At 42.9% G+C, this 22885-nt stretch carries 23 protein-coding genes and 2 riboswitches; all 23 genes read left to right on the plus strand.

From position 1 onward, the window contains the following. The first annotated feature begins 121 nt into the window (after positions 1-121). The 23 genes from PBF_RS08900 (at position 122) to PBF_RS09005 (ending at position 22818) form a co-directional block, all read left to right on the plus strand. Positions 122-2503, plus strand: coding sequence for a 3-hydroxyacyl-CoA dehydrogenase/enoyl-CoA hydratase family protein (locus PBF_RS08900; protein WP_035329389.1), 2382 nt, complete (start codon positions 122-124; stop codon positions 2501-2503). A gap of 39 nt (positions 2504-2542) precedes the next feature. Then, positions 2543-3718: an acetyl-CoA C-acetyltransferase gene (locus PBF_RS08905; RefSeq protein ID WP_035329343.1), complete on the plus strand. Its 1176-nt coding sequence runs from the start codon at positions 2543-2545 to the stop codon at positions 3716-3718. Between the two features lie 65 nt (positions 3719-3783). Then, on the plus strand, positions 3784-5568 hold the full coding sequence (locus tag PBF_RS08910) for an acyl-CoA dehydrogenase family protein (RefSeq protein WP_035329344.1): 1785 nt from the start codon (positions 3784-3786) through the stop codon (positions 5566-5568). A 209-nt stretch (positions 5569-5777) separates the two neighbouring features. Continuing rightward, positions 5778-6137 (plus strand): arsenate reductase family protein, encoded by a 360-nt coding sequence (locus tag PBF_RS08915; protein ID WP_035329390.1) that lies wholly within the window; start codon positions 5778-5780, stop codon positions 6135-6137. Positions 6138-6219: 82 nt separating this feature from the next. Then, positions 6220-6603, plus strand: coding sequence for a glycine cleavage system protein GcvH (gene gcvH / locus PBF_RS08920; RefSeq protein ID WP_009331744.1), 384 nt, complete (start codon positions 6220-6222; stop codon positions 6601-6603). A 170-nt stretch (positions 6604-6773) separates the two neighbouring features. After that, on the plus strand, positions 6774-7013 hold the full coding sequence (locus tag PBF_RS08925) for a YusG family protein (RefSeq protein WP_035329345.1): 240 nt from the start codon (positions 6774-6776) through the stop codon (positions 7011-7013). Positions 7014-7514: 501 nt separating this feature from the next. Continuing rightward, positions 7515-7868 carry a toprim domain-containing protein gene (locus tag PBF_RS08930; RefSeq protein WP_035329346.1) on the plus strand — a complete coding sequence of 118 codons (354 nt, stop codon included), beginning with the start codon at positions 7515-7517 and terminating at the stop codon, positions 7866-7868. A 15-nt stretch (positions 7869-7883) separates the two neighbouring features. Next, a complete protein-coding gene (locus PBF_RS08935) occupies positions 7884-8192 on the plus strand; it encodes a thioredoxin family protein (RefSeq protein WP_035329347.1) in 309 nt (102 codons plus the stop codon). A gap of 153 nt (positions 8193-8345) precedes the next feature. Then, the gene (locus tag PBF_RS08940; protein ID WP_035329348.1) at positions 8346-9617 is read left to right on the plus strand and encodes an MFS transporter; all 1272 of its coding nucleotides are present in this window, start codon (positions 8346-8348) and stop codon (positions 9615-9617) included. 143 nt (positions 9618-9760) lie between these two features. Continuing rightward, positions 9761-10099, plus strand: a complete 339-nt coding sequence (locus PBF_RS08945; RefSeq protein WP_035329349.1) for an SCP2 sterol-binding domain-containing protein — start codon at positions 9761-9763, stop codon at positions 10097-10099. Positions 10100-10150: 51 nt separating this feature from the next. Continuing rightward, positions 10151-10251: riboswitch (SAM riboswitch) on the plus strand. A gap of 85 nt (positions 10252-10336) precedes the next feature. Next, positions 10337-11653, plus strand: coding sequence for an O-acetylhomoserine aminocarboxypropyltransferase/cysteine synthase family protein (locus PBF_RS08950; RefSeq protein WP_035329350.1), 1317 nt, complete (start codon positions 10337-10339; stop codon positions 11651-11653). A gap of 140 nt (positions 11654-11793) precedes the next feature. Then, a riboswitch (SAM riboswitch) is annotated at positions 11794-11897 on the plus strand. A gap of 153 nt (positions 11898-12050) precedes the next feature. Continuing rightward, positions 12051-13076 (plus strand): methionine ABC transporter ATP-binding protein, encoded by a 1026-nt coding sequence (locus PBF_RS08955; protein WP_035329351.1) that lies wholly within the window; start codon positions 12051-12053, stop codon positions 13074-13076. Continuing rightward, positions 13069-13737 (plus strand): methionine ABC transporter permease, encoded by a 669-nt coding sequence (locus PBF_RS08960; protein ID WP_035329352.1) that lies wholly within the window; start codon positions 13069-13071, stop codon positions 13735-13737. Before PBF_RS08955 ends, PBF_RS08960 begins: the two co-directional genes overlap by 8 nt. 12 nt (positions 13738-13749) lie before the next feature. Further along, entirely contained in the window at positions 13750-14592 is an 843-nt protein-coding gene (locus tag PBF_RS08965; RefSeq protein WP_035329353.1) for a MetQ/NlpA family ABC transporter substrate-binding protein, read from the plus strand. A 131-nt stretch (positions 14593-14723) separates the two neighbouring features. After that, positions 14724-15095, plus strand: coding sequence for a carboxymuconolactone decarboxylase family protein (locus tag PBF_RS08970; protein ID WP_035329354.1), 372 nt, complete (start codon positions 14724-14726; stop codon positions 15093-15095). A 293-nt stretch (positions 15096-15388) separates the two neighbouring features. Further along, positions 15389-15541 carry a hypothetical protein gene (locus PBF_RS26435; RefSeq protein ID WP_169799774.1) on the plus strand — a complete coding sequence of 51 codons (153 nt, stop codon included), beginning with the start codon at positions 15389-15391 and terminating at the stop codon, positions 15539-15541. A 332-nt stretch (positions 15542-15873) separates the two neighbouring features. Beyond that, positions 15874-16659, plus strand: a complete 786-nt coding sequence (gene sufC / locus PBF_RS08975) for a Fe-S cluster assembly ATPase SufC (RefSeq protein ID WP_035329355.1) — start codon at positions 15874-15876, stop codon at positions 16657-16659. A 17-nt stretch (positions 16660-16676) separates the two neighbouring features. Continuing rightward, complete coding sequence (gene sufD / locus PBF_RS08980; RefSeq protein ID WP_035329356.1) at positions 16677-17987, plus strand: Fe-S cluster assembly protein SufD; 1311 nt, start codon at positions 16677-16679, stop codon at positions 17985-17987. After that, a complete protein-coding gene (locus PBF_RS08985) occupies positions 17987-19216 on the plus strand; it encodes a cysteine desulfurase (protein WP_035329357.1) in 1230 nt (409 codons plus the stop codon). The genes sufD and PBF_RS08985 overlap by 1 nt, the downstream gene beginning before the upstream one ends. Beyond that, the gene (gene sufU, locus PBF_RS08990) at positions 19206-19655 is read left to right on the plus strand and encodes a Fe-S cluster assembly sulfur transfer protein SufU (protein ID WP_035329358.1); all 450 of its coding nucleotides are present in this window, start codon (positions 19206-19208) and stop codon (positions 19653-19655) included. The genes PBF_RS08985 and sufU overlap by 11 nt, the downstream gene beginning before the upstream one ends. Positions 19656-19761: 106 nt before the next feature. Then, a complete protein-coding gene (gene sufB / locus PBF_RS08995; protein WP_035329359.1) occupies positions 19762-21159 on the plus strand; it encodes a Fe-S cluster assembly protein SufB in 1398 nt (465 codons plus the stop codon). 395 nt (positions 21160-21554) lie between these two features. Further along, positions 21555-22400: a DUF72 domain-containing protein gene (locus PBF_RS09000; protein ID WP_035329360.1), complete on the plus strand. Its 846-nt coding sequence runs from the start codon at positions 21555-21557 to the stop codon at positions 22398-22400. Between the two features lie 115 nt (positions 22401-22515). Next, on the plus strand, positions 22516-22818 hold the full coding sequence (locus PBF_RS09005; RefSeq protein WP_035329361.1) for a YunC family protein: 303 nt from the start codon (positions 22516-22518) through the stop codon (positions 22816-22818). The last annotated feature ends 67 nt before the right edge of the window (positions 22819-22885 follow it).

Genomic DNA, 22885 nt, shown 5'->3' on the forward strand with positions numbered 1-22885 from the left:
AAATTTTGCAAATATTTTATAGTTATAACTAACAGAACTCATTCAGAAGAGATGCATATTTTTTTTGATATTAAAATGAATGAGTATTCATTCAAAAAAGCAAAAGGGGGAAATCAAGTTGATCCAACAAATAAAAAAGGCGGCAGTCTTAGGCTCCGGAGTCATGGGCTCTGGGATCGCAGCCCATTTGGCCAATATCGGAATTCCAACACTATTACTGGATATCGCGCCTCGCGAATTAACGGATGCAGAAAAGGCAAAAGGGCTTTCTCTTGAAAATAAAGAAGTCCGAAATCGTATCAGTGAAGGAAACCGCCAAAAGTTGTTAAAGCAGAAGCCTGCTCCATTAACTTCTAAAAAAAATATAGCTTTGATTGAGGCAGGAAACTTTGAAGATGACATGGAGCGTCTGAAAGATGTCGATTGGATTATTGAAGTTGTAGTGGAAAACCTCAGCATAAAGAAGCAGGTTTTTGAAAAAGTTGACCAGCACCGTAAGCCTGGGAGCATTGTAAGCTCCAATACGTCCGGGATATCTGTTGAAGCAATGTCAGAAGGACGCTCGGAAGATTTTCAAAAGAACTTCCTTGGAACACATTTCTTTAATCCTCCCCGCTACTTAAAGCTTCTTGAAGTCATACCTACTAAAAAAACTTCTTCTGAAGTGCTGTCATTTATGAAGCAATTTGGCGAAGATGTACTGGGAAAAGGAGTAGTTGAAGCAAAAGATACACCGAACTTTATCGCCAACCGAATCGGCACATATGGCTTGCTGGTTACAGTGCAGGAGATGCTCAAGGGAGAATACAGTGTCGGCGAAGTAGATTCCATAACAGGGCCGCTGATTGGCCGGCCGAAAAGTGCTACCTTCAGAACACTTGATGTAGTAGGGCTTGATACATTTATACACGTGGCAAACAATGTTTATGACCAGGTGGATGGGAAAGAAAAGGATGTTTTTAAAGTTCCCGACTTCATGAAAGTGATGCAGGAGAAAGGCTGGCTTGGAAGCAAAACAGGGCAAGGATTTTTCCTGAAAAAGGGCAAAGAGATTCTGGAACTGAATCCGGAAACCTTGGAATATGGCCCGCGCCAAAAGCTTAAGACAGCATCGACTGAACTGGCCAAACAGGCAAAGGGCACTGCAGGAAAATTGAAAGCGCTTGTATATTCAGATGATCGTTCTGGCCAATTATTGTGGAACATTCTCAGTCCCGCCCTTCTATATTCAGCACAGCTCCACGGCGAAATAGCTGATGATGTGACAGCGATAGACCGTGCGATGAAATGGGGCTTTGGATGGGAACTGGGCCCATTTGAAACCTGGGATGCCATTGGAGTAGATAAATCGGTTCGAAAAATAGAGGAAGCAGGCGAAGAAGTGCCGGCATGGGTAAAAGAGATGCTGGAAAAAGGCTTCAATTCCTTCTATAAAGAAGAAAATGGCCAGAAATATTTTTATCATAATGGCGAGTACAGATTAATTGAGGAAAACCCTAAAGTAATTAATTTAAAACAGCTTAAGAAGCAAAAAGGTGTTATTAAAAAGAATACCGGTGCAAGCCTTGTTGATTTAGGTGATGGGGTTGCATTGCTGGAGTTCCATTCGCAAAGCAATGCCATTGGATTGGATATTATCCAGATGATCAACTTTGCAGTAGATGAAGTGGAGAAGAACTACAAAGGTCTTGTAATCGGGAATCAGGGCAAGAACTTCTGTGTAGGTGCCAACCTTGGGATGATTCTCATGGAAGCGCAGGATGACAATATTTATGAACTGGATATGGTAGTCCGCCACTTCCAGAATGCCATGATGAAAATTAAGTACAGCGCGAAGCCGGTTGTTGCCGCTCCGTTTGGCATGACGCTTGGCGGCGGGGCTGAGGTATGTCTGCCTGCTGCACATATTCAGGCATCAAGTGAAACATATATGGGACTTGTTGAAGTGGGTGTCGGCCTTATCCCGGGTGGTAGCGGAAACAAGGAGCTCTATTTGAAGCATCTTGAAAGCATGCCAAATGGTTTGGAATTTGACCTTCAAAAGGTTGCGAATAAAGTGTTTGAATCAATTGCTATGGCAAAGGTTTCAACATCCGGCGAAGAAGCAAGAGACAATAACTTCCTGAACCTGGCAGATGGCATCAGTGTGAATGGGGACCATCTCCTTTATGATGCAAAGCAGGCTGTCCTTGCACTGCATGAGAAAGGCTATAAGCCTCCAGTCCGCAAGAAAGTGCCGGTTGTAGGTGAAACAGGTTATGCAACCCTGCTGCTTGGAGCACAGGCAATGCTATACTCCGGCTATATCTCAGAGCATGATTTGAAAATAGCCAAAAAGCTTGCCTATGTAATTGCAGGCGGGAAAGTGCCATACGGAACAGAAGTCGATGAGCAATATTTACTTGACTTGGAGCGCGAAGCATTCCTTAGCCTTGTGGCTGAACCAAAATCACAGCAGCGTATGCAACACATGCTTTTAAAAGGAAAGCCATTGCGCAACTAAATGATAGATTACGAAATTAAGAGAAAGAGAGGGAACATAATGAGAGAAGCGGTAATAGTTGCAGGTGCCAGGACACCGGTCGGAAAAGCCAAAAAAGGTACGCTTGCAAACGTCAGGCCGGATGATTTAGGTGCACTTGCAGTAAAGGAAACCCTTAAGCGTGCAGGAGATTATGAAGGAAATATCGATGATCTAATTATCGGCTGTTCAATGCCAGAAGCAGAACAGGGGCTGAACATGGCAAGGAATATCGGAGCTCTTGCCGGACTTTCACATGAAGTGCCGGGGATAACAATCAATCGCTATTGTTCTTCAGGCCTGCAGGCCATTGCCTATGCAGCTGAAAAAATCATGATTGGCCATGCAGATACAATCATTGCGGGCGGAGCAGAATCAATGAGTCTGGTGCCAATGATGGGGCATGTAGTCCGCCCGAACGCAAAACTGGCGGAAACAGCTCCGCAATACTATATGGGTATGGGGCATACAGCTGAAGAGGTTGCAAAGAAGTATGGCATTACACGTGAAGACCAGGATGCATTTGCTGTCAGAAGTCATCAGAAGGCTGCGAAGGCAATCCGGGAAGGCAAATTTGCAGATGAAATTGTACCTGTGGACGTAACGTTCAGATCTGTTGGAAAAGACAATAAGCTGATAGAAAAAACAATCCAATTCATCCAGGATGAAGGTGTTCGTGCAGATTCCACAATTGAATCACTTGGGAAACTGCGTCCCGCATTCTCGGTAACCGGCAGTGTCACAGCCGGAAATTCATCTCAAACAAGTGATGGAGCAGCAGCAGTAATGGTTATGGACCGGGAAAAGGCAGAATCATCAGGATTGAAGCCAATGGCTAAATTCAGAAGCTTTGCCGTAGGCGGTGTTCCTCCTGAAATCATGGGTGTCGGTCCGGTTGTGGCCATTCCTAAAGCATTAAAGCTTGCAGGATTGGAGCTTTCGGATATCGGTTTATTCGAATTGAATGAAGCTTTTGCATCCCAATCCATTCAAATTATCCGTGAGCTCGGATTGGATGAAGAGAAAGTAAATGTTAACGGAGGCGCAATTGCACTAGGGCACCCGCTGGGCTGTTCCGGCGCCAAGCTCACCCTGTCTCTAATCCATGAAATGAAGCGCCGCAATCAGCAATTCGGAGTAGTAACAATGTGCATCGGAGGCGGCATGGGCGCAGCCGGAGTATTTGAACTTTTATAAGATGAATCGGAATTTGGAGAGAAGCCACAGGCTTTTCTCCGCAAAAACAGAATGGAGGAAAGAAAATGTCAAATCAAACTGAAAATCTTATCAAAGGCGGAAGCTTTTTAATCGAAGATGTTTTCTATGACCGGGTGTTTACACCTGAAGACTATACAGATGAGCAGGTTATGATTGCGAAGACGACTGAAGATTATGTAGTAAATGAAGTTGTTCCGCAAATTGAACATCTTGAAAACCATGAATTTGACCGTTCGGTAAAACTATTGAAGCAAGCTGGAGATCTTGGCCTATTGGGCGCAGATGTACCGGAGGAATACGGCGGACTTGCGTTAGATAAAGTAAGCTCAGCACTTATTGCAGAGAAAATGGCGCGTGCAGGCGGCTTTTCCATTTCTCACGGTGCACATGTCGGCATTGGCTCCCTTCCAATTGTTCTATTTGGAAATGAAGAACAAAAGCAAAAATACCTTCCTGAACTTGCTACAGGCGAAAAGCTTGCCGCTTATGCATTGACAGAGCCAAGCTCCGGTTCTGACGCTCTTGGAGCAAAAACAACTGCTAAGCTGAATGCTGAGGGTACACACTATGTATTAAACGGTGAAAAGCAATGGATAACAAATGCAGGCTTCGCAGATGTATTCGTAGTATACGCAAAAATTGACGGCGAACACTTCTCTGCATTCATCGTTGAAAGAGAGTTTCCTGGGGTATCAGTAGGGGCAGAAGAAAAGAAAATGGGAATCAAGAGCTCTTCTACCCGTACGTTAATTCTTGAAGACGCCCAGGTTCCAAAGGAAAACCTGCTGGGAGAATTCGGCAAGGGCCATGTGATTGCTTTTAATATCTTAAATATTGGCCGCTATAAGTTAGGAGTAGGTGCAGTTGGCGGGGCGAAGCGCGCATTTGAACTTGCTGTTCAATATGCCAATCAGCGTCAGCAATTTAAGACACCAATCTCTCAGTTTAATTTGACAAAAGAAAAGCTGGGAACGATGGCTTCTAAGATTTATGCCGCAGAAAGTGCAGTATACCGGACTGTAGGCTTATTCGAGGACCGTATGAGCAAGCTTACAGATGAAGAAATAAAAGATGGCAAGGAAGTCGCAAAGTCAATCGCTGAATATGCCATTGAGTGCTCCATGAATAAATTCTTCAATACGGAAGTCCTCGACTACGTAGTAGATGAAGGTGTTCAGATCCACGGGGGCTACGGTTTCATGGCTGAATATGAGATTGAAAGAGCTTACCGTGATTCACGCATTAACCGTATTTTCGAAGGGACAAACGAAATCAATCGTTTATTGGTGCCTGGCACGTACCTCCGCAAAGCATTAAAAGGAGAGCTTCCGTTATTCCAGAAGGCCCAGGCGCTGCAGGAAGAGCTCATGATGATGATGCCTGAAGAGCCGGGTGACGAGCCGCTAGCACAGGAAAAATATCTGGTGAAAAACGCGAAGAAAATCGGCTTGCTTGCAGCAGGTTTGGCAGCACAGAAGTACGGAAAAGCTCTTGATAAAGAACAGGAAGTACTTGTAAACATTGCGGATATTATTTCGAATGCTTATGCAATGGAATCTGTCGTTCTCCGCACTGAAAAGGCCATTGAAAAAGCTGGCCTTGAAAAGAGCAAACAAAAGCTTCTGTACACTCAAATCTTCTGCCAGGAGGCGTTTAACGAAATTGAGCAGGATGCAAAGGAAACACTTGTGGCAGTAGAAAACGGCGATGCCCTGCGCATGATGATGTCTGCACTGCGCAAATTCACTCGCCACACTCCAGTCAATGTGATTACAAAGAAGCGTGAAGCATCGGAAAAACTGATCGACGCTGAACGTTTTACCGTTTAATCTGACTTAGCTCCCTTCCGATGAAGGGGGCTTTATTATTGAAAAAATAACCATTCAAAAACTTTTTCCGGCTTGCAGGAACAAATAGAAAAATGTCGAATATTAAATTGGTGATCAAGGTTATGCTTTGTCACCCTTTTATGTTACTATTCAATTAAAAGGCAGCAATTTTGGATAAGCCTGAATTTGCTAAAATGGGTGGTGAAAAAATGGCGTTGACTTTTTATTGGTACCCTAAATGCGGGACATGCCGGAAGGCCAAGAAATGGCTTGACGAACATAATCTGTCTTATGAAGAAATACATATAACAGAGAATCCGCCTTCTCGAAGCGAACTTGAAGTCCTTTATAAAAAGAGCGGTTTGGAACTAAAGAAGTTCTTTAATACGAGTGGCCAAAAATATCGGGAGCTCGGCTTGAAGGACAGAGTAAAAACCTCTTCAGATGAAGAGCTCCTCGATGTTTTGGCAACAGACGGCATGCTGATTAAGCGTCCGCTGCTGACAGATGGAGAGAAAGTAACAGTGGGCTTCAAAGAAGAGGAATATGAAAATACATGGCTTTCCTAAAAGCTTGAGCTTTTAAGCCATCATTAACCATGAGATCGATTTAATGATCATAAATTGAAGTATTAATATGGAGGGATACATAATGAGCACACCAAAAGAATTACGTTATTCAGAAGAACATGAGTGGGTAAAAACAGAAGATGGGAAAGTCCGCATTGGGATTACGCATTTCGCGCAATCAGAACTTGGTGACATCGTTTTCGTTGAGCTTCCTGAAGTTGGCGATGAGCTAAGTGCAAACGAACCATTCGGAAGCGTTGAATCTGTAAAAACAGTGTCTGAACTTTATGCGCCTCTAAGCGGTAAAGTGGTTGAAGTAAATGAAGACCTTAACGACAACCCTGAGTTCGTAAATGAATCTCCATATGAAAAAGCATGGATGGTTGTGGTTGAGCCTTCAGATTTAAGCGAAGTAGAAAGCTTAATGACTGCTGAGCAATATGAAGAAATGACAAACGAAGACTAATTTGAAAGCCGGTTCACTTACGAACCGGTTTTTGTGTTTTTAGGGTATATCATGTCTGGTTATATTCAGCTGCATCTGCTTTTTTTGTTCTTACCTTTAATTGCTATTTTTCTTTTACAGAGACAGGGCAAAACTATAGGTACCCAAATGCATGAAAGGATTGGTTACCAATGACATTGAATCACCAGAAAATCGATATAACTGACCGGGTTGTCGGCAGGCTGAACAATAATGGGATAGATCTTTATCTTGAAAACGAAAAAATAGGTCAAATCAGCCTTCCCGAAGGCTCTTCTTTCAAATTGTCCCATCATTTTGAAACCGAACATCAAAAAATATACCAGAATGTCTCCGTTCCGGATAAAGCGCAAGAGCGCTACACAGACTGTGACGAAGGCGGCTGGTGCTGACTACTGTAAACAGCGGAATGATTTCCGCTGTTTATTTAATAGGCTAAAGCAATATGACCGGGCATACAATGAAATAGGCCGTTTAAAGAACACATAATAATATTTTTCTTCAAAAACATTTCCTTTTCAAAACTGGTAAAGGAATATACAAAATCAGCGCAGTCCTAACCTCCAAAATGGGCAGGAGATTCACACCATAACCGAGAATAATGAATATATTAAGATAAAAACCAATGTATGACTGGCTTTTAGTTGCTGTTCTTATAAAAGTTTGTGGATTTTTAAAATTTATTTGTATTACTGAGTTGATTGGAGCGGAGGGCACTTGACTCCAGCGGGAAGAGAGGGAAGTGAGAGACCCCGCAGGCGAAGCCGGGGAGGCTCTCATTCCTCCCCGCGGAAAGCAAGTGCCCGCAGCGGAAATCAACGGACAACATTCTTTATGAAAAGAGCTTTAGTTTAAACGAAAAGTTTTAAAATAACTCCTTTCAGGTGATGACGATGAACGATGGAATTCCGGAAAAAGTGATTATTGTCGAGGGAAAGTCAGATAAAACAAAGGTTAAAAGCATTATAAGAGAACCCGTTGAGATTATCTGCACAAATGGAACAATAAGCATTACCAAACTGGATGAATTAATTGACACACTGTTTGATAAGGATGTATATATATTGGTGGATGCCGATTCAGCAGGTGAAAAGCTTAGAAAACAATTCAAAAGGGAATTTCCAGAGGCAGAGCATCTATACATCGATAGAATGTACAGAGAAGTAGCGACTGCACCTGAACATCATTTGGCAACAGTGCTGCTCGGAGCTAACATTGACGTTTATACACAATATCTCGACAGATAAAGTAAGGATGATAAAATGCAGGAATGGTCGCAGCAGGAAATTGAGGAAGCGGTTAGCGGACAAGAAACGATTCTTATCTATTTGTACACGCCTATGTGCGGAACCTGCCAGATGGCAGGAAAGATGCTGGCAGTTACAGAACAATTGCTGCCAGATCAAAAAATGGGGAAAGCGGACTTAAATTATATGCCGCAATTGGCTGAAAAATGGGGAGTGGAAAGCGTCCCCTGTCTCCTCATCTTCAGAAAAGGAACTTTACACGAAAAATTATATGCTTTCCGATCCGTTCCCTATTTATTGGATAAAATCAGAAGCCTCGATTAGCACAAACCAGGAGCAAAGCGCCCTGGTTTTTTGCATGGTATAAAATGGGAGATCGCCTTTTTACTATTCGAAATATATTTACAAATTCACTTCAAAAGAGTATGATACTTAGGGAATCGAAATAAAAATCATACATTGCGGGAAGGGATCCGGATGGCATTTTACAGGGAGTGGGCTGGTCAATTTAAAGGCTATAACCGCAACATAAAATTGGCTTTTATGGCGAATATCCTTACACAAATTGGTTTTGGGATATTCATGGTGATCTATAATTTTTACATAAGGGAGCTCGGCTACTCCGAAAGTGTTAATGGACAAATCATATCCATGACTGCTCTCGCGACAGCACTGATTCTTGTGCCGGCAGGAATCGCCAGCGACCGAATTGGCAGAAAAAAAGCGATGCTGTTTGGTGCAGTTGCTACAGGCGCAGTTATGCTTTTCAGAAGTATGGTTGAAATGCAGGAACTCCTGATCTTATTTGCTTTTTTAACTGGACTGACAACAGCTTTTCTTCAGGTATCGGGCATACCGTGGCTGGCTGAGAATTCAAAGGCTGACCAAAGGGTTCATTTATTCAGTATCCATTTTGCTATAATGACGGGTGCAAATGTGATCGGTAACTTAAGCGGAGGCATATTAACAGATGTATTTTCTTTGTTTACGGATCAGCTTACCAGCATCCGTATAACCCTGCTGATTGCAAGTATGTTCTTCATAGCCGGCTTTCTTCCAATTTTGCGTTTTGCAGAGGTTTCAAAAGATCAAAACGATGCAAAGGGCATAAAAGGTTTGTCATTCAAAAACTTTTCTGCAAAAAATGAAGGTGTCAAAATTATTGCGATGTTTGCTTTTGCTCAGCTGCTAATTGGAGTTGGCGCAGGACTTGTTATCCCCTATCTGAATTTATACTTCGCAGACCGCTTTGAAGCCTCCAATTCAGCTATTGGCATTATTATTTCATTAGGGCAGGCTGCCACGGCCTTTGCTATGATTATCGGTCCGGTTGTGGTAAGAAAGGTGGGAGAGGTTAAAGCCGTTGTGATCCTGCAGCTCATGTCACTTCCTTTCCTGCTTTTAACTGCTTATACTGAAAACCTTTGGCTGGCTGCCATCGGCTTTTTGTTCCGGCAGGCGTTGATGAATGCCGGGAATCCTATCCAAATGTCACTGATGATGTCAAAGGTAAATGATTCGATGAAAGGACTGGCAAACTCAGTCAATCAGATGGTTTTCAATCTGGGCTGGGCTGTAATGGGACCAGTTTCAACAGGGATCGTCATAAGATATGGTGATTATTGGGGATATGCACTCGTATTCACCATAACGGCTTCTTTATATTTGATTGGCTCTCTCTATTTTTTCTTTGTATTCAGAGGCTATAATAAAACAAAAGCTGCAGAAACCTCTGTGAAAATAGTATAATCTGACATATTTCTCGGGAAATGAAAAGGCAATGCCAATTAAACAGGCATTGCCTTTCTGATTTTGTCGAATGAAAAATAAAGGGTTAAAGCTCTTTATTACTGAATATTAAAGTCAATAGACCCATTAAAAGAGGTGAGGCTTTGAGGGATTTACCTGATGTATTTATCCGGGAATTAAAGGCTAAAGGGAATCTTGGATTTTTCATAAGAAAATCAAATTTCTCTTTGCTTATTAAGGCGGGAAACACATGCATTCCTTTGAAAATTTCAAATGGGGAAATACGGAAGGCAAGCCGCACCAGCCATTTTGATGTAGAAATTACGGGATCGGAAGAAGCTGTGCTGTCACTGATTACTGGGGAAGTAAAGTTAAGGGATGCTATTTCCCAAAATAAAATTATGATGGACACCACATACAGAAAAAAGTTGCTCCTTGAGTCTTTTTTCTTTTTAGGGAAAATTTCACTGCACAATGCTTGACCATTTTTTCAATAGTATGATAATATCATTTTAACATCAATTAACTGAATATTCTTATCAAGAGAGGCGGAGGGACTGGCCCAGCGAAGCCCGGCAACCGGTAAAGTACACGGTGCTAAATCCAGCAGAGCAGATGCTCTGGAAGATAAGAAGAGTCGATACAGCCCTCTTCTTATGAAGAGGGTTTTTCAGCTTTTCGAAGTGAAATACAAACATTTTTATAGAGGAGAGATCGCGATGACTGGCAAACAGAAAGATTACCGATTTGAAACCATTGGAGTGCATGGAGGGCTAAAACCTGACCCTGTAACTGGCGCGAGGGCAGTCCCGATTTATCAGAATAATGCTTATCAGTTCAAGAATACAGATCACGCTGCAGATCTCTTTGCCTTGAAAGAGCCGGGATATATTTATAGCAGGATACATAACCCCACTGTCAGTGTATTTGAGGAAAGAGTGGCCCTTCTTGAAGGAGGAGTGGGTGCGCTCGCTCTTGCAAGCGGCCAGTCTGCCATTACACTTGCCATTTTAAATATTGCCGAAGCAGGCGATGAAATTGTTGCTGCATCCAATCTATATGGCGGTACTTATAATTTGTTTGCAGTCACACTTCCCAAGTATGGAATAAAGGTGAAACTGGTTGATCCAAAGGATCCGGAAAATTTCCGCAGCGCCATTACAGATAAAACAAAGGCCGTCTTTGCCGAAACGATTGGAAACCCGAGCCTGAAAATCCTGGATATTGAAAAGGTTGCTGCGATTGCACACGAAAACGGTGTGCCGCTGATTGTCGATAACACTTTTGCTACCCCTTATCTTTGCAGGCCTATTGAACATGGAGCTGACATTGTCATACACTCTGCGACAAAATGGCTGCTCGGCAATGGTACCACAATGGGGGGAATAATAGTTGACGGCGGAAAATTTGACTGGAATTCCTCTAAGTTCCCGGGATTTACAGAGCCGGATTCGAGCTACCATGATATTGTCTATAGCGAAGCAATTGGCGAAGCAGCTTATATTATCAAAGCACGCGTACAGCTGTTAAGAGACTTAGGGCCTGCAATGAGTGCGCAAAGTGCATTCCAGTTCACATTGGGCCTTGAAACTCTGCATGTGAGAATGAAGGAGCACGTTGCCAATACCAAAAAGGTTGTGGAATATCTGGAGGCGCATCCAGCCGTTAATTGGGTGCTCTATCCAGGGCATGAAAGCCATCCGGACAAAGAATTGGCAGATAAATATTTGCCAAAAGGAGCCGGAGCGGTGGCTGTGTTTGGAATCGCGGGAGGAAGAGAGGCTGGAGCCAAGCTGATCAATAGCCTGCAGCTATGGGCGCATGTGGCAAATGTCGGGGACGCAAAGAGCCTGATTATCCACCCTGCAAGCACGACTCATCAGCAGCTGGATGAAGAAGGTTTAAAGGCTGCCGGAGTATCGGAGGATTTAATTCGGATTTCGATCGGAATCGAGAATGCGGAAGATTTGATTGAAGACCTGGAACAGGCGATAGAAGCAGCTGCAGGCCTCACATCGCTTGCGGCAAAAGCATAAAGGAACATTTACCATTCGTTTTTTTTAAAAAGTTTTAAATTTCATCGTTGACACCTTTTTAATGGCTATGATACGATAGCACACGTAATTAAAAAACTGCTTAATTAATGTAAAGTATTAATTTAATATAGAACGTAATGCTCTTATCAAGAGAGGTGGAGGGAAGTGCCCTATGAAGCCCGGCAACCGTCAATTAGTTGAAATGGTGCCAATTCACTCAAAGCATAGCTTTGATAGATGAGAGAAAGGACTAAATCTCTTTATGCCTTTCTGCTCATGTGCAGAAAGGCATTTTTGCTTTTGCGCATGAAAGCCTATAAGGAGTAAAAGATAAGGGAATAAAAAGCAGTCTATTAATTATTATCTGTATCTTTCGATAAAAGAGGTGAATATCACATTGATTTCCATAAAAGATGTACAGAAGATATTTTCTTCAAAAAACGGCCAGGTAAAAGCAGTTGATGATGTAAACCTGGAGGTAAAAGAAGGAGAGATTTTCGGCGTTATCGGATATAGCGGTGCAGGTAAAAGCACCTTAATCCGCATGCTGAATGGGCTGGAGCTTCCTACCCATGGAAGTGTTACAGTAGCAGGCAATGAGGTTTCAAAGATAAAGGGAAGCAAGCTGAGAAAAGCACGTCAGGAAATAAGCATGATCTTCCAGCATTTCAACCTGTTATGGTCGAGAACAGTAAGAGAGAATATTGCATTTCCGCTTGAAATAGCTGGTGTTTCCAGGCAGGAAAGACTCAAAAGAGTAGACGAGCTCATTAAACTAGTTGGTCTGGAAGGAAGGGAAGATGCCTATCCTTCTCAGCTTAGCGGGGGTCAAAAGCAAAGGGTCGGAATTGCCAGAGCCCTTGCTAACAATCCAAAAGTCCTGCTTTGTGATGAGGCGACATCTGCCCTTGATCCCCAGACTACAGATTCCATTTTGGAGCTGCTTGTTGACATCAATGAGCGTCTGGGCTTAACCATTGTCCTTATTACACATGAAATGCACGTGATCCGTAAAATCTGCCATCAGGTTGCTGTTATGGAAGGCGGCCGGATTGTTGAAATCGGACCTGTATTGGATGTTTTTAAGAATCCAAAAGCTGTGATTACAAAGCGATTTGTCCAGCAGGTGACAGAGCCTGAAGAAACAAAGGAAACGATTGATCACCTGGTCGATTTGTATCCAAAAGGAAAAGTGGTGCAATTAGGGTTTGTAGGCGAATCAGCTGAACAGCCGCTGATTACAAACCTGATTCGTAATTTTCAGGTAACCGTAAACATCCTACAGGGGAAAATTTCCCAGACGCAGAACGGTTCTTACGGAACCTTATTCATCCATGTTGATGGAGAGGCAGAGGAAGTTGCAAAAGCCATCGAATTTATTCATTCTCAGCAGGTGGGCGTGGAGGTGATTTCCAATGCTTAACGAATGGTTTCCAAATGTAAAATGGGATTCCATGTGGGAAGCCACAATGGAAACCCTCTATATGACAGCTATTTCTGTTCTAGCAACTTTTATTTTAGGAGCGGTTTTGGGGCTGCTGCTCTTCCTGACTTCAAAGGGGAATATTTGGGAAAATGCTGGGATCAATAAAATTATCTCTGCGTTCGTCAATATATTCCGTTCGATTCCATTTATCATCCTGATTGTGTTATTAATCCCATTCACGAAGTTTCTGCTGGGAACAATGATTGGGGAGGATGCAGCACTGCCCGCATTAATTATTGGTGCTGCCCCGTTTTATGCCCGAATGGTTGAAATCGGCTTAAGGGAAATAGATAAAGGGGTAATTGAAGCGGCCAAGTCAATGGGCGCAAAAACAAGCACGATCATATGGAAGGTTCTGCTTCCGGAATCAATGCCTGCCCTTGTTTCGGGAATTACCGTGACAGCCATCGCGCTGGTAGGCTACACAGCCATGGCAGGTGTCATCGGTGCTGGCGGACTTGGAAACCTTGCTTACCTGGAAGGATTCCAGAGGAGCCGAAGTGATGTGACGCTTATGGCGACTGTCATTATTCTTATCATCGTATTTATCATCCAGTTTATTGGAGATATCATAACAACTAAATTAGACAAACGTTAAGGAGAGATTCATATGAAGAAATGGTTATCACTTGCTCTTGCACTTGCAGTAGCACTTGTTCTTGCAGCTTGCGGAACGTCAGAAGACGGCAATGCCGGTGAAAGCGGAGAAAGTAAAGAAAGCACAAAAATTACAGTAGGGGCTTCCAACGTACCACACGCTGAAATTCTTGAAGAAGCAAAGCCATTACTTGAAGAAAAAGGCTTTGAACTTGATGTTGTAACATTCCAGGATTATGTATTGCCAAACCAGGCTCTCGAGTCTAAAGAGCTGGATGCAAACTATTTCCAGCACATTCCTTACCTTGAGTCACAGAAAGCTGAGCATGGATACGATTTTACGAATGCAGGCGGAATTCATATTGAGCCAATCGGTGTCTACTCCCAAAAGTATAAGAATCTTGAGGATCTACCTGAGGGTGCTACAATCATCATGAGCAACTCAGTAGCAGACCATGGACGCATTCTTTCCATGCTGGAAGCTGAGGGACTTATTACTTTAAAGGAAGATGTTGAAAAAACGGAAGCAACACTGGAAGATATAAAAGACAATCCGAAAAAATTAGAGTTTGACACTGAGTATGAAGCATCACTTCTTCCTCAGATCTACAATAATGGAGAAGGGGACGCAGTCCTGATTAACTCCAACTATGCAATCGATGCAGGGTTAAATCCTCTTAAAGATTCAATTGCAATCGAGGATAAAGAATCACCATATGTAAATGTAATTGCAGTACGTACAGGTGATGAAGAAAAAGAAGGAATTAAAGCTCTTGTAGAAGTGCTTCGTTCAAAGGAAATCCAGGATTTCATTCTTGAAAAATATGAAGGTGCCGTTGTGCCGGTATCAGAGTAATAGCAGAAATGCAGGCGTTCACAGCGCCTGTTTTTTTTTTTTTTCACAGATCAGCAACCCCACTTCCCGTATAGATTGAAAAGCAATCAAACATACTAACCTTGATACTATTTGAAATGGAGTGGAGATCGATGGAACATTATCATGAACCTTCAAACTCAATAGAAGCGGCCCTTCATGATTATAAAGTGGGATTAGGTGTTTTCACTGAAAAAATGCCGGATTTGGCACAGCATTATAATGCTTTTACAGAAGCCTGCTTTAAAGAAGGAGTTTTATCGCAAAAAGAGAAGCAGCTTATCGCGCTTGGAATCAGTTTATATTCTCAGGATGAATACTGTATTATTTACCACACGAAAGGCTGCATTGATCAAGGGGCGTCTGAAGCAGAAATTCTTGAGGCGGTAGGAGTAACAGCAGCTTTTGGCGGCGGAGCGGCCATGAGCCAGGCGGTTACGCTCGTCCAAGAGGCAATGACAGAATTGAATCAGCAAAATCACTGAAAAACTTCTCCTGCTCAATAGCAGGAGCTTTCTTTTCCAATGATGATTTTTCAGAAAATTAATAAAACAACCATTATCCCAGAGCATTCAGCCAGGATTCTAAGGATAAGGAATATGAGAGCGTTTCACCAGCCCTCATTCCTTATTTTGCTAAAAAAATCAGGTTTTTTCCGTTTTGTGTGGGGTATATGATGAGTGTTAAGATTTTAGATGTAATACTAAATGCTGAAAAGCATAAAAACCGAAAGGATTGATTCATTATCAGTCAGTTACAGCTGAACTACACGAGTGAAATGGAAAAAGCTATGCAAGCTGCCCATGGAGTTGGATATGAAGTGTACAGCCGGAAACATGATATTCGAATGGAAGTTGAAAAAAGACGTGAAGAAGATTATCTTCAAAGCCAGCGCTTAGTTGCCGATCTTGAAAGAAAAATTCATTCCTAAGTTAAAGGTATATATAATAATGAAGTAAATAGTAACCAGTGCCAATGATGCACTGGTTTTCTTTTTGCAATACATGAAATTACAGCACCGGGAAAAAATAGACAGGACATCTGGTTTCCGGTAATTTCGCTCTTTGATAACATAGATTTTATATGATAAAATCTATATTTACAGGCTTTCTAAACATTTTCGTTTGAAAAGTTTGTTAATGGTCTGAAAGAGTTGCTATGATATTTGATTTGTTATAAGATTGTAATGAGAATAAAATGAGAATAGAGATTTGCGAATGAAACCGATTTACAAATCTTCTTTTATTGACGGAGGTATATATTATGGCAGGATCAGTACTTACAATTAAAGACCTTCATGTTGCTATTGAGGGAAAAGAAATACTAAAAGGTGTAAACCTTGAGATTAAAGGCGGAGAAATTCACGCTATTATGGGGCCGAACGGTACAGGTAAATCTACTTTATCTTCTGCTATCATGGGCCACCCAAAATACGAAGTAACACAGGGAAGCATCACGTTAGATGGTAAAGATGTTCTTGAAATGGAAGTTGACGAGCGCGCACGTGCCGGCCTGTTCCTTGCAATGCAATATCCGAGTGAAATCAGCGGCGTAACAAATGCCGATTTTTTACGTTCTGCAATTAACAGCCGACTTGAAGAAGGCAATGAAATTTCTCTTATGAAATTCATCCGCAAAATGGACAGCAAGATGGAATTTCTTGAAATGGATCTTGACATGGCTCAGCGCTATCTTAATGAAGGTTTCTCAGGCGGAGAAAAGAAGCGCAATGAAATTCTGCAATTAATGATGCTTGAACCTAAAATGGCTATCCTGGATGAAATCGATTCCGGTTTGGATATCGATGCATTGAAAGTTGTCTCTAAAGGAATCAATGAAATGCGCGGAGAAGAATTTGGCTGCTTAATTATCACACACTACCAGCGCCTTCTTAACTACATCACACCTGACCATGTTCACGTGATGATGCAGGGCCGCGTTGTAAAATCAGGCGGGCCTGAGCTTGCACAGCGCTTAGAAGCAGAAGGATATGACTGGATTAAAAAAGAATTGGGCATTGAAGACGAAACAGTTGGGCAAGAAGCGTAAGCGTTAGGGGGATCACTATGACAACGGAAATAAAACTACCATTTGATAAGGAATATGTTAGTTCCTTTTCAAAAGATATGGGCGAGCCGGCATGGCTGACAGAACTCCGTCTAAATGCGCTTGCAGACGCGGAAAGCCTGCCAATGCCAAAGCCTGATAAAACCAAAATAGATAAATGGAACTTCACACAGTTCGAAAAGCACATTGTCGGAAGCGAAGACTTTGCGTCTCTAAACGACCTTCCTGAGGATGTAAGAAACCTGATTGATACAGAAGCTGGCGATCAGAATTTATATATTCAGCGCAATAATAGACCTACGCATTTGTCTGTATCTAAAGAACTTCAGGAAAAAGGTGTTATTTTCACAGACATCTTTACAGCGGCAAGAGAACACAGCGAGCTTCTTCAGAAATATTTTATGAAGGATGGCGTCAAGACGGACGAACACCGTTTAACTTCTTTGCACGCGGCTCTTTTAAACGGCGGAGCGTTCTTGTACGTTCCGAAAAATGTGGAAATTTCAGCGCCGATTCAGGCTGTATATATCCATGATGATAAAGAGGCAAACCTATTCAACCATGTATTGGTTGCAGCTGATGATAACAGCTCAGTTACTTACGTGGAAAACTATGTTTCTGTAGTTGAGGAAGCGAACGGCATCTTCAATATTGTTACAGAGGTCATTGCAGGTGCGAATGCACGAGTACAGTATGGTGCGGTTGACACACTTGCTAAGGGAACAACTGCTTATGTAAACCGCCGCGGGGTTGCAGGCCGTGATGCCCGCATTGAGTGGGCTCTTGGACTTATGAACGATGGCAATACAGTTTCAGAGAATACAACTAACCTTGTTGGAGACGGTTCTTTCGGGGATACTAAAACAGTTGTTGTAGGACGCGGGGAACAGACTCAAAACTTTACAACGAAAGTAGTTCATTTCGGGAAGAATTCCGAAGGCTACATTTTAAAGCATGGGGTCATGAAAGACTCTGCTTCATCCATCTTTAATGGAATCGGTAAAATCGAGCATGGGGCTTCCAAGTCAAATGCCGAGCAGGAGTCACGCGTACTGATGCTAAGCGAAAAAGCTCGCGGGGATGCCAACCCGATTTTATTAATCGATGAAGATGATGTAACAGCAGGACACGCAGCTTCAGTTGGCCGTGTGGATCCATTGCAGCTTTATTATCTAATGAGCCGCGGTATCTCCCAAAAAGAGGCTGAACGTCTTGTTATTCACGGCTTCTTGGCGCCTGTTGTTAATGCTCTTCCGATCGAAGGCGTTAAAAAGCAGCTGACTGCTGTCATTGAAAGGAAAGTAAAATAATGAATGCCCGTGAGATTCGGCAAATGTTTCCCATCCTGGATCAGGAAGTCAATGGAAAGCCTCTTGTTTATCTGGACAGTGCCGCTACTTCCCAAAAACCTGTTCCGGTAATTGAGGCAATTGATAAATACTACCGGGAATATAACTCGAATGTTCATAGAGGCGTCCATACGCTAGGCACGAGAGCAACGGATGGCTATGAAGGTGCCAGGGAAAAGGTACGTAAATTCATTAATGCCAAATCGACTGAGGAAGTTATTTTTACAAGAGGAACAACAACTTCCATCAATACAGTTGCAGCAAGCTACGGGCGCGATAACCTGAACGAAGGTGATGAAATTGTGATTACCTATATGGAGCATCACAGCAATATCATCCCTTGGCAGCAGGTTGCCAGACAAACGGGCGCTACATTAAAGTACCTTCCGCTTCAGGAGGATGGGACCATCTCTCTTGAAGATGTTAGGGAAACAGTGACAAGCAATACGAAAATCGTGTCTATTATGCAGGTATCAAATGTACTCGGTGTTATGAACCCGATTAAGGAAATTGCAAAAATCGCCCATGAAAATGGCGCGATTATGGTTGTGGATGGTGCACAAAGTGCTCCGCATATGAAAATTGATGTGCAGGACCTGGATTGTGATTTTCTTGCCTTTTCCGGCCATAAGATGTGTGGCCCTACCGGCATCGGTGTTCTTTACGGAAAGAAAAAGCACCTTGAAAAAATGGAGCCCGTTGAATTTGGCGGCGAAATGATCGATTTTGTCGGCCTCTATGAATCGACATGGAAGGAGCTTCCGTGGAAATTCGAAGGAGGCACGCCAATTATTGCAGGTGCCATTGGACTGGGTGCCGCTATTGATTTCCTTGAGCAGATTGGCCTGGATGAAATTGAGGCATATGAGCACAAGCTGGCCGCTTATGCTATGGAAAAAATGTCTTCTATAGACGGAATGACTATATATGGGCCGAAAGAAGCCTCGAAACGGGCCGGTCTGGTTACCTTCAATATAGACGATGTTCATCCACATGATGTGGCAACTGTATTGGATGCAGAAGGAATTGCAGTCCGCGCCGGCCATCATTGTGCACAGCCGCTGATGAAGTGGCTTAAGGTGTCGGCAACTGCACGTGCAAGCTTCTATCTGTACAATACGGAAGAAGATATTGATAAGCTTGTTTCAGGGCTTGTCAAAACAAAGGAGTATTTCAGCGATGTCTTCTAAAAATTTAGATACCCTTTACCGCCAGGTTATAATGGATCATTATAAAAACCCTCGTAACAAAGGGGTACTTGAAGATGACAGCCTGACGATCAATATGAATAACCCTACTTGCGGGGACCGGATTCAATTGACGCTGAAGCTTGAGGACGGCAAAGTGGCTGATGCGAAATTTGAAGGCGAAGGATGTTCCATCTCCATGTCCTCAGCTTCCATGATGACCCAAGCCATCAAGGGTAAAAATATTGAAGAAGCCTTAAAGCTTTCCAAAGTTTTCTCTGACATGATGCTGGGAAAAGAATATGATGAAGATGATCTGGATCTTGGCGATATCGAAGCTCTTCAGGGAGTTTCCCAATTCCCTGCCAGAATCAAATGCGCCACTTTGGCATGGAAAGCAATGGAAAAAGGCGTCGGCACGGAGAAAGAAGAACAGGAATAAATCAATCAAACGTTTGATTAAAAACTTTTTCGTCTGCCTTGTGTGCTAAAAAACTATGAATTGATAGGGTGTGAACCCTTTCCTATATGAATGGAGGAATACGACGATGGCAAAAAAGATGCCTGAGATCGGCGATTACAAGTATGGTTTTGCCGATAAAGACGTTTCCATTTTCCGATCAAAACGCGGTTTGACAAAAGAAATTGTTGAAGAGATTTCAAAATTGAAGGAAGAGCCACAATGGATGCTTGACTTCCGTTTAAAATCATTGGACCATTTCTATAACATGCCTATGCCGCAATGGGGCGGAGATTTAGCGTCATTAAACTTTGATGAAATTACGTATTATGTAAAGCCTTCTGAAAAAACTGAACGCTCTTGGGATGAGGTTCCTGAAGAAATCAAACAGACGTTTGATAAATTGGGTATTCCGGAAGCAGAGCAGAAGTATCTTGCAGGTGTTTCTGCACAGTATGAATCAGAGGTTGTTTACCATAACATGCAGGAAGATCTTGAAGCAAAAGGAATCGTATTCAAGGATACAGATTCCGCTCTTCGCGAAAATGAAGATATCTTCCGTGAGCACTGGGCAAAGGTTATCCCTCCAACAGACAACAAATTTGCTGCATTAAACTCGGCCGTTTGGTCTGGCGGATCTTTCATCTATGTTCCTAAAGGAGTTAAGGTTGATACGCCATTGCAGGCATATTTCCGCATTAACTCTGAGAACATGGGGCAATTTGAGCGTACGCTTATCATTGTTGATGAAGGCGCACATGTACACTATGTAGAGGGCTGTACAGCACCTGTATACACAACCAACTCACTTCATAGTGCTGTTGTTGAAATCATCATCAAAAAAGACGCATATTGCCGTTATACAACGATCCAAAACTGGGCAAACAACGTATACAACCTGGTTACGAAGCGTGCGGTTTGTGAATCAAACGCAACAATGGAATGGATTGACGGTAACATCGGTTCAAAACTGACAATGAAATATCCGGCAGTTATTCTTAAAGGAGAAGGCGCACGCGGTATGACCCTTTCCATTGCATTAGCAGGCAAAGGGCAGCATCAGGACGCAGGTGCGAAAATGATTCACCTTGCTCCAAACACTTCTTCAACGATTGTATCAAAATCGATTTCCAAGCAGGGCGGTAAAGTAACATACCGCGGGATTGTTCACTTCGGCCGCAAAGCGGACGGTGCACGTGCCAATATCGAGTGTGATACGTTAATCATGGATAACCAGTCAACTTCAGATACAATTCCTTACAATGAAATCCTGAACGATAACATCTCTCTTGAGCATGAAGCGAAGGTTTCAAAAGTATCTGAAGAACAGCTATTCTATCTTATGAGCCGCGGAATTTCTGAGGAAGAAGCAACAGAAATGATCGTAATGGGCTTCATCGAGCCATTTACGAAAGAACTTCCAATGGAATACGCAGTAGAGATGAACCGACTGATAAAGTTTGAGATGGAAGGTTCCATCGGTTAATAGATATTTTGTCGCAGTCTAACGGGCAGTAAGACCCCATATCAAGACTCAGATTATCAATGGAGCTAAGTGGGGGTCAAACTGCCCGTAAAGGCCCCGAAAGAAGGACAAAGACTAAAGAACGCCACATCCTGTGGCAAGGTCTTTGTGACCCACTTCCTGTGGGCCTCAACTAACAATCAGCAGGGGGAAAAGCACTCCCACTGATTGAAGTTTCACTTTATGAAAACCCGTTTACCTGCCATGGTAAGCGGGTTTTTAAATAGAAAAATGGTTTTTATCTATTTTTGGAAAAGTGGTGATTAAACTGCTAAAGTGAAGATATATCACTTTGATAAAAGCTAAATTAGTTTTCATTTTAACTTGACAATACTTAGGTAAACGGAGGTGCTTCAATGATTATCATAGGCGTAACAGGCTGGGGCGATCATGATAGCCTTTATACAGGCGCCATTTCGCCGAGAGATAAATTAAAGGAGTACGCCGGCCATTTTCCGACCGTTGAGGTGGACTCTGCATTTTATGCTGTGCAGCCGAAGCGCAACTCCGCCAGATGGGTAAAAAACACCCCGGACGGTTTTCAATTCATTGTAAAAGCCTATCAGGGCATGACGGGCCATCAGAGAGGCGAAATCCCTTTTGAAAGCAAGGAAGAAATGTTTGAAGCATTTAAAGTTTCATTGGAGCCTTATATCGAATCCGGCAAACTGGCTATGGTGCTGTTTCAATTTCCGCCATGGTTTGACTGCAAAAAAGCTAATGTCGAGTACCTTCGCTGGTGCAAGGAGCAGATGGGGGATATCCCCTGTGCCCTGGAGTTCAGGCATCAATCATGGTTTCGTCCCGAGTTTAGGGAAAGCACATTAAGCTTTTTGAAAGAGGAAGACTGGATTCACAGCATCTGTGACGAGCCGCAAGCCGGTGTGGGCTCTATTCCAATGGTCCTGGAAACAACCAGTCCTGATAAGGTTCTTGTTCGGTTTCATGGCCGAAACTTTCACGGCTGGCAGAAGAAGAATGCGGACAACTGGCGGGAGGTCCGCTATCTGTACCGCTATAACGAAAAAGAACTGGCAGAATGGGCAGAACATCTAAAAATGCTCGAGAAAAAATGTAAAAATGTCTTCGTAGTCTTCAACAACAACTCCGGCGGTGACGCGGCAGACAACGCTAAACAAATGATCAAAATGCTCGATATCGAATATCAGCAGCTTGCTCCCAGACAGCTTGATTTATTCTAAAGCGGGTGACAGGCACCTGTACCACTTCAGCAACTGGTATAGGTGCCTGTCACTTTCACCCTTTTCCTTGTCCGCACATATTGTGTAAGGGAAAAGGAAAGGAGTGGGTGCAGGTATGATTGATCTGAAGCCGATTGATATAGATGGCCACACTTTTTTGAGTGTTTCGGTGCAGCTGCCGAAGACCAATCTGCTGGTGGTAACGAATGATAAAGGGTATATCATGTGCGGAGCCCTGGATGTAGCTTTGCTGAATGAGAAACTTAAGGACCGCAAAGTAATTGCCGGCAGGGCTGTCGGTGTAAAAACGATAGATCAGCTGTTGAATGCCCCGCTTGAATCTGTCACTTATGAGGCAGAGGAACTGGGCATTGTTAAAGGAACGATCGGAAAAGAAGCACTGCTCAAAATGATCTAAAGGCATGCCTGAATAGGCCTGTCTTTTTTTAAAAGATAAGAAAGTATAAAATTTTGAACGTCGATAA

The organism is Cytobacillus firmus DS1, assembly GCF_000565285.1.
Taxonomy (GTDB): Bacteria; Bacillota; Bacilli; order Bacillales; family Cytobacillaceae; genus Cytobacillus; species Cytobacillus firmus_A.

Excerpts from the sequence above, each read along its gene's own strand:
- PBF_RS08905 (WP_035329343.1), top strand. The coding sequence starts at position 2,543 with ATGAGAGAAGCGGTAATAGTTGCAGGTGCCAGGACACCGGTCGGAAAA.
- PBF_RS08910 (WP_035329344.1), top strand. The coding sequence starts at position 3,784 with ATGTCAAATCAAACTGAAAATCTTATCAAAGGCGGAAGCTTTTTAATC.
- PBF_RS08915 (WP_035329390.1), top strand. The coding sequence starts at position 5,778 with ATGGCGTTGACTTTTTATTGGTACCCTAAATGCGGGACATGCCGGAAG.
- gcvH (WP_009331744.1), top strand. The coding sequence starts at position 6,220 with ATGAGCACACCAAAAGAATTACGTTATTCAGAAGAACATGAGTGGGTA.
- PBF_RS08925 (WP_035329345.1), top strand. The coding sequence starts at position 6,774 with ATGACATTGAATCACCAGAAAATCGATATAACTGACCGGGTTGTCGGC.
- PBF_RS08930 (WP_035329346.1), top strand. The coding sequence starts at position 7,515 with ATGAACGATGGAATTCCGGAAAAAGTGATTATTGTCGAGGGAAAGTCA.
- PBF_RS08935 (WP_035329347.1), top strand. The coding sequence starts at position 7,884 with ATGCAGGAATGGTCGCAGCAGGAAATTGAGGAAGCGGTTAGCGGACAA.
- PBF_RS08940 (WP_035329348.1), top strand. The coding sequence starts at position 8,346 with ATGGCATTTTACAGGGAGTGGGCTGGTCAATTTAAAGGCTATAACCGC.
- PBF_RS08950 (WP_035329350.1), top strand. The coding sequence starts at position 10,337 with ATGACTGGCAAACAGAAAGATTACCGATTTGAAACCATTGGAGTGCAT.
- PBF_RS08960 (WP_035329352.1), top strand. The coding sequence starts at position 13,069 with ATGCTTAACGAATGGTTTCCAAATGTAAAATGGGATTCCATGTGGGAA.
- PBF_RS08965 (WP_035329353.1), top strand. The coding sequence starts at position 13,750 with ATGAAGAAATGGTTATCACTTGCTCTTGCACTTGCAGTAGCACTTGTT.
- PBF_RS08970 (WP_035329354.1), top strand. The coding sequence starts at position 14,724 with ATGGAACATTATCATGAACCTTCAAACTCAATAGAAGCGGCCCTTCAT.
- PBF_RS26435 (WP_169799774.1), top strand. The coding sequence starts at position 15,389 with ATGGAAAAAGCTATGCAAGCTGCCCATGGAGTTGGATATGAAGTGTAC.
- sufC (WP_035329355.1), top strand. The coding sequence starts at position 15,874 with ATGGCAGGATCAGTACTTACAATTAAAGACCTTCATGTTGCTATTGAG.
- sufD (WP_035329356.1), top strand. The coding sequence starts at position 16,677 with ATGACAACGGAAATAAAACTACCATTTGATAAGGAATATGTTAGTTCC.
- PBF_RS08985 (WP_035329357.1), top strand. The coding sequence starts at position 17,987 with ATGAATGCCCGTGAGATTCGGCAAATGTTTCCCATCCTGGATCAGGAA.
- sufU (WP_035329358.1), top strand. The coding sequence starts at position 19,206 with ATGTCTTCTAAAAATTTAGATACCCTTTACCGCCAGGTTATAATGGAT.
- sufB (WP_035329359.1), top strand. The coding sequence starts at position 19,762 with ATGGCAAAAAAGATGCCTGAGATCGGCGATTACAAGTATGGTTTTGCC.
- PBF_RS09000 (WP_035329360.1), top strand. The coding sequence starts at position 21,555 with ATGATTATCATAGGCGTAACAGGCTGGGGCGATCATGATAGCCTTTAT.
- PBF_RS09005 (WP_035329361.1), top strand. The coding sequence starts at position 22,516 with ATGATTGATCTGAAGCCGATTGATATAGATGGCCACACTTTTTTGAGT.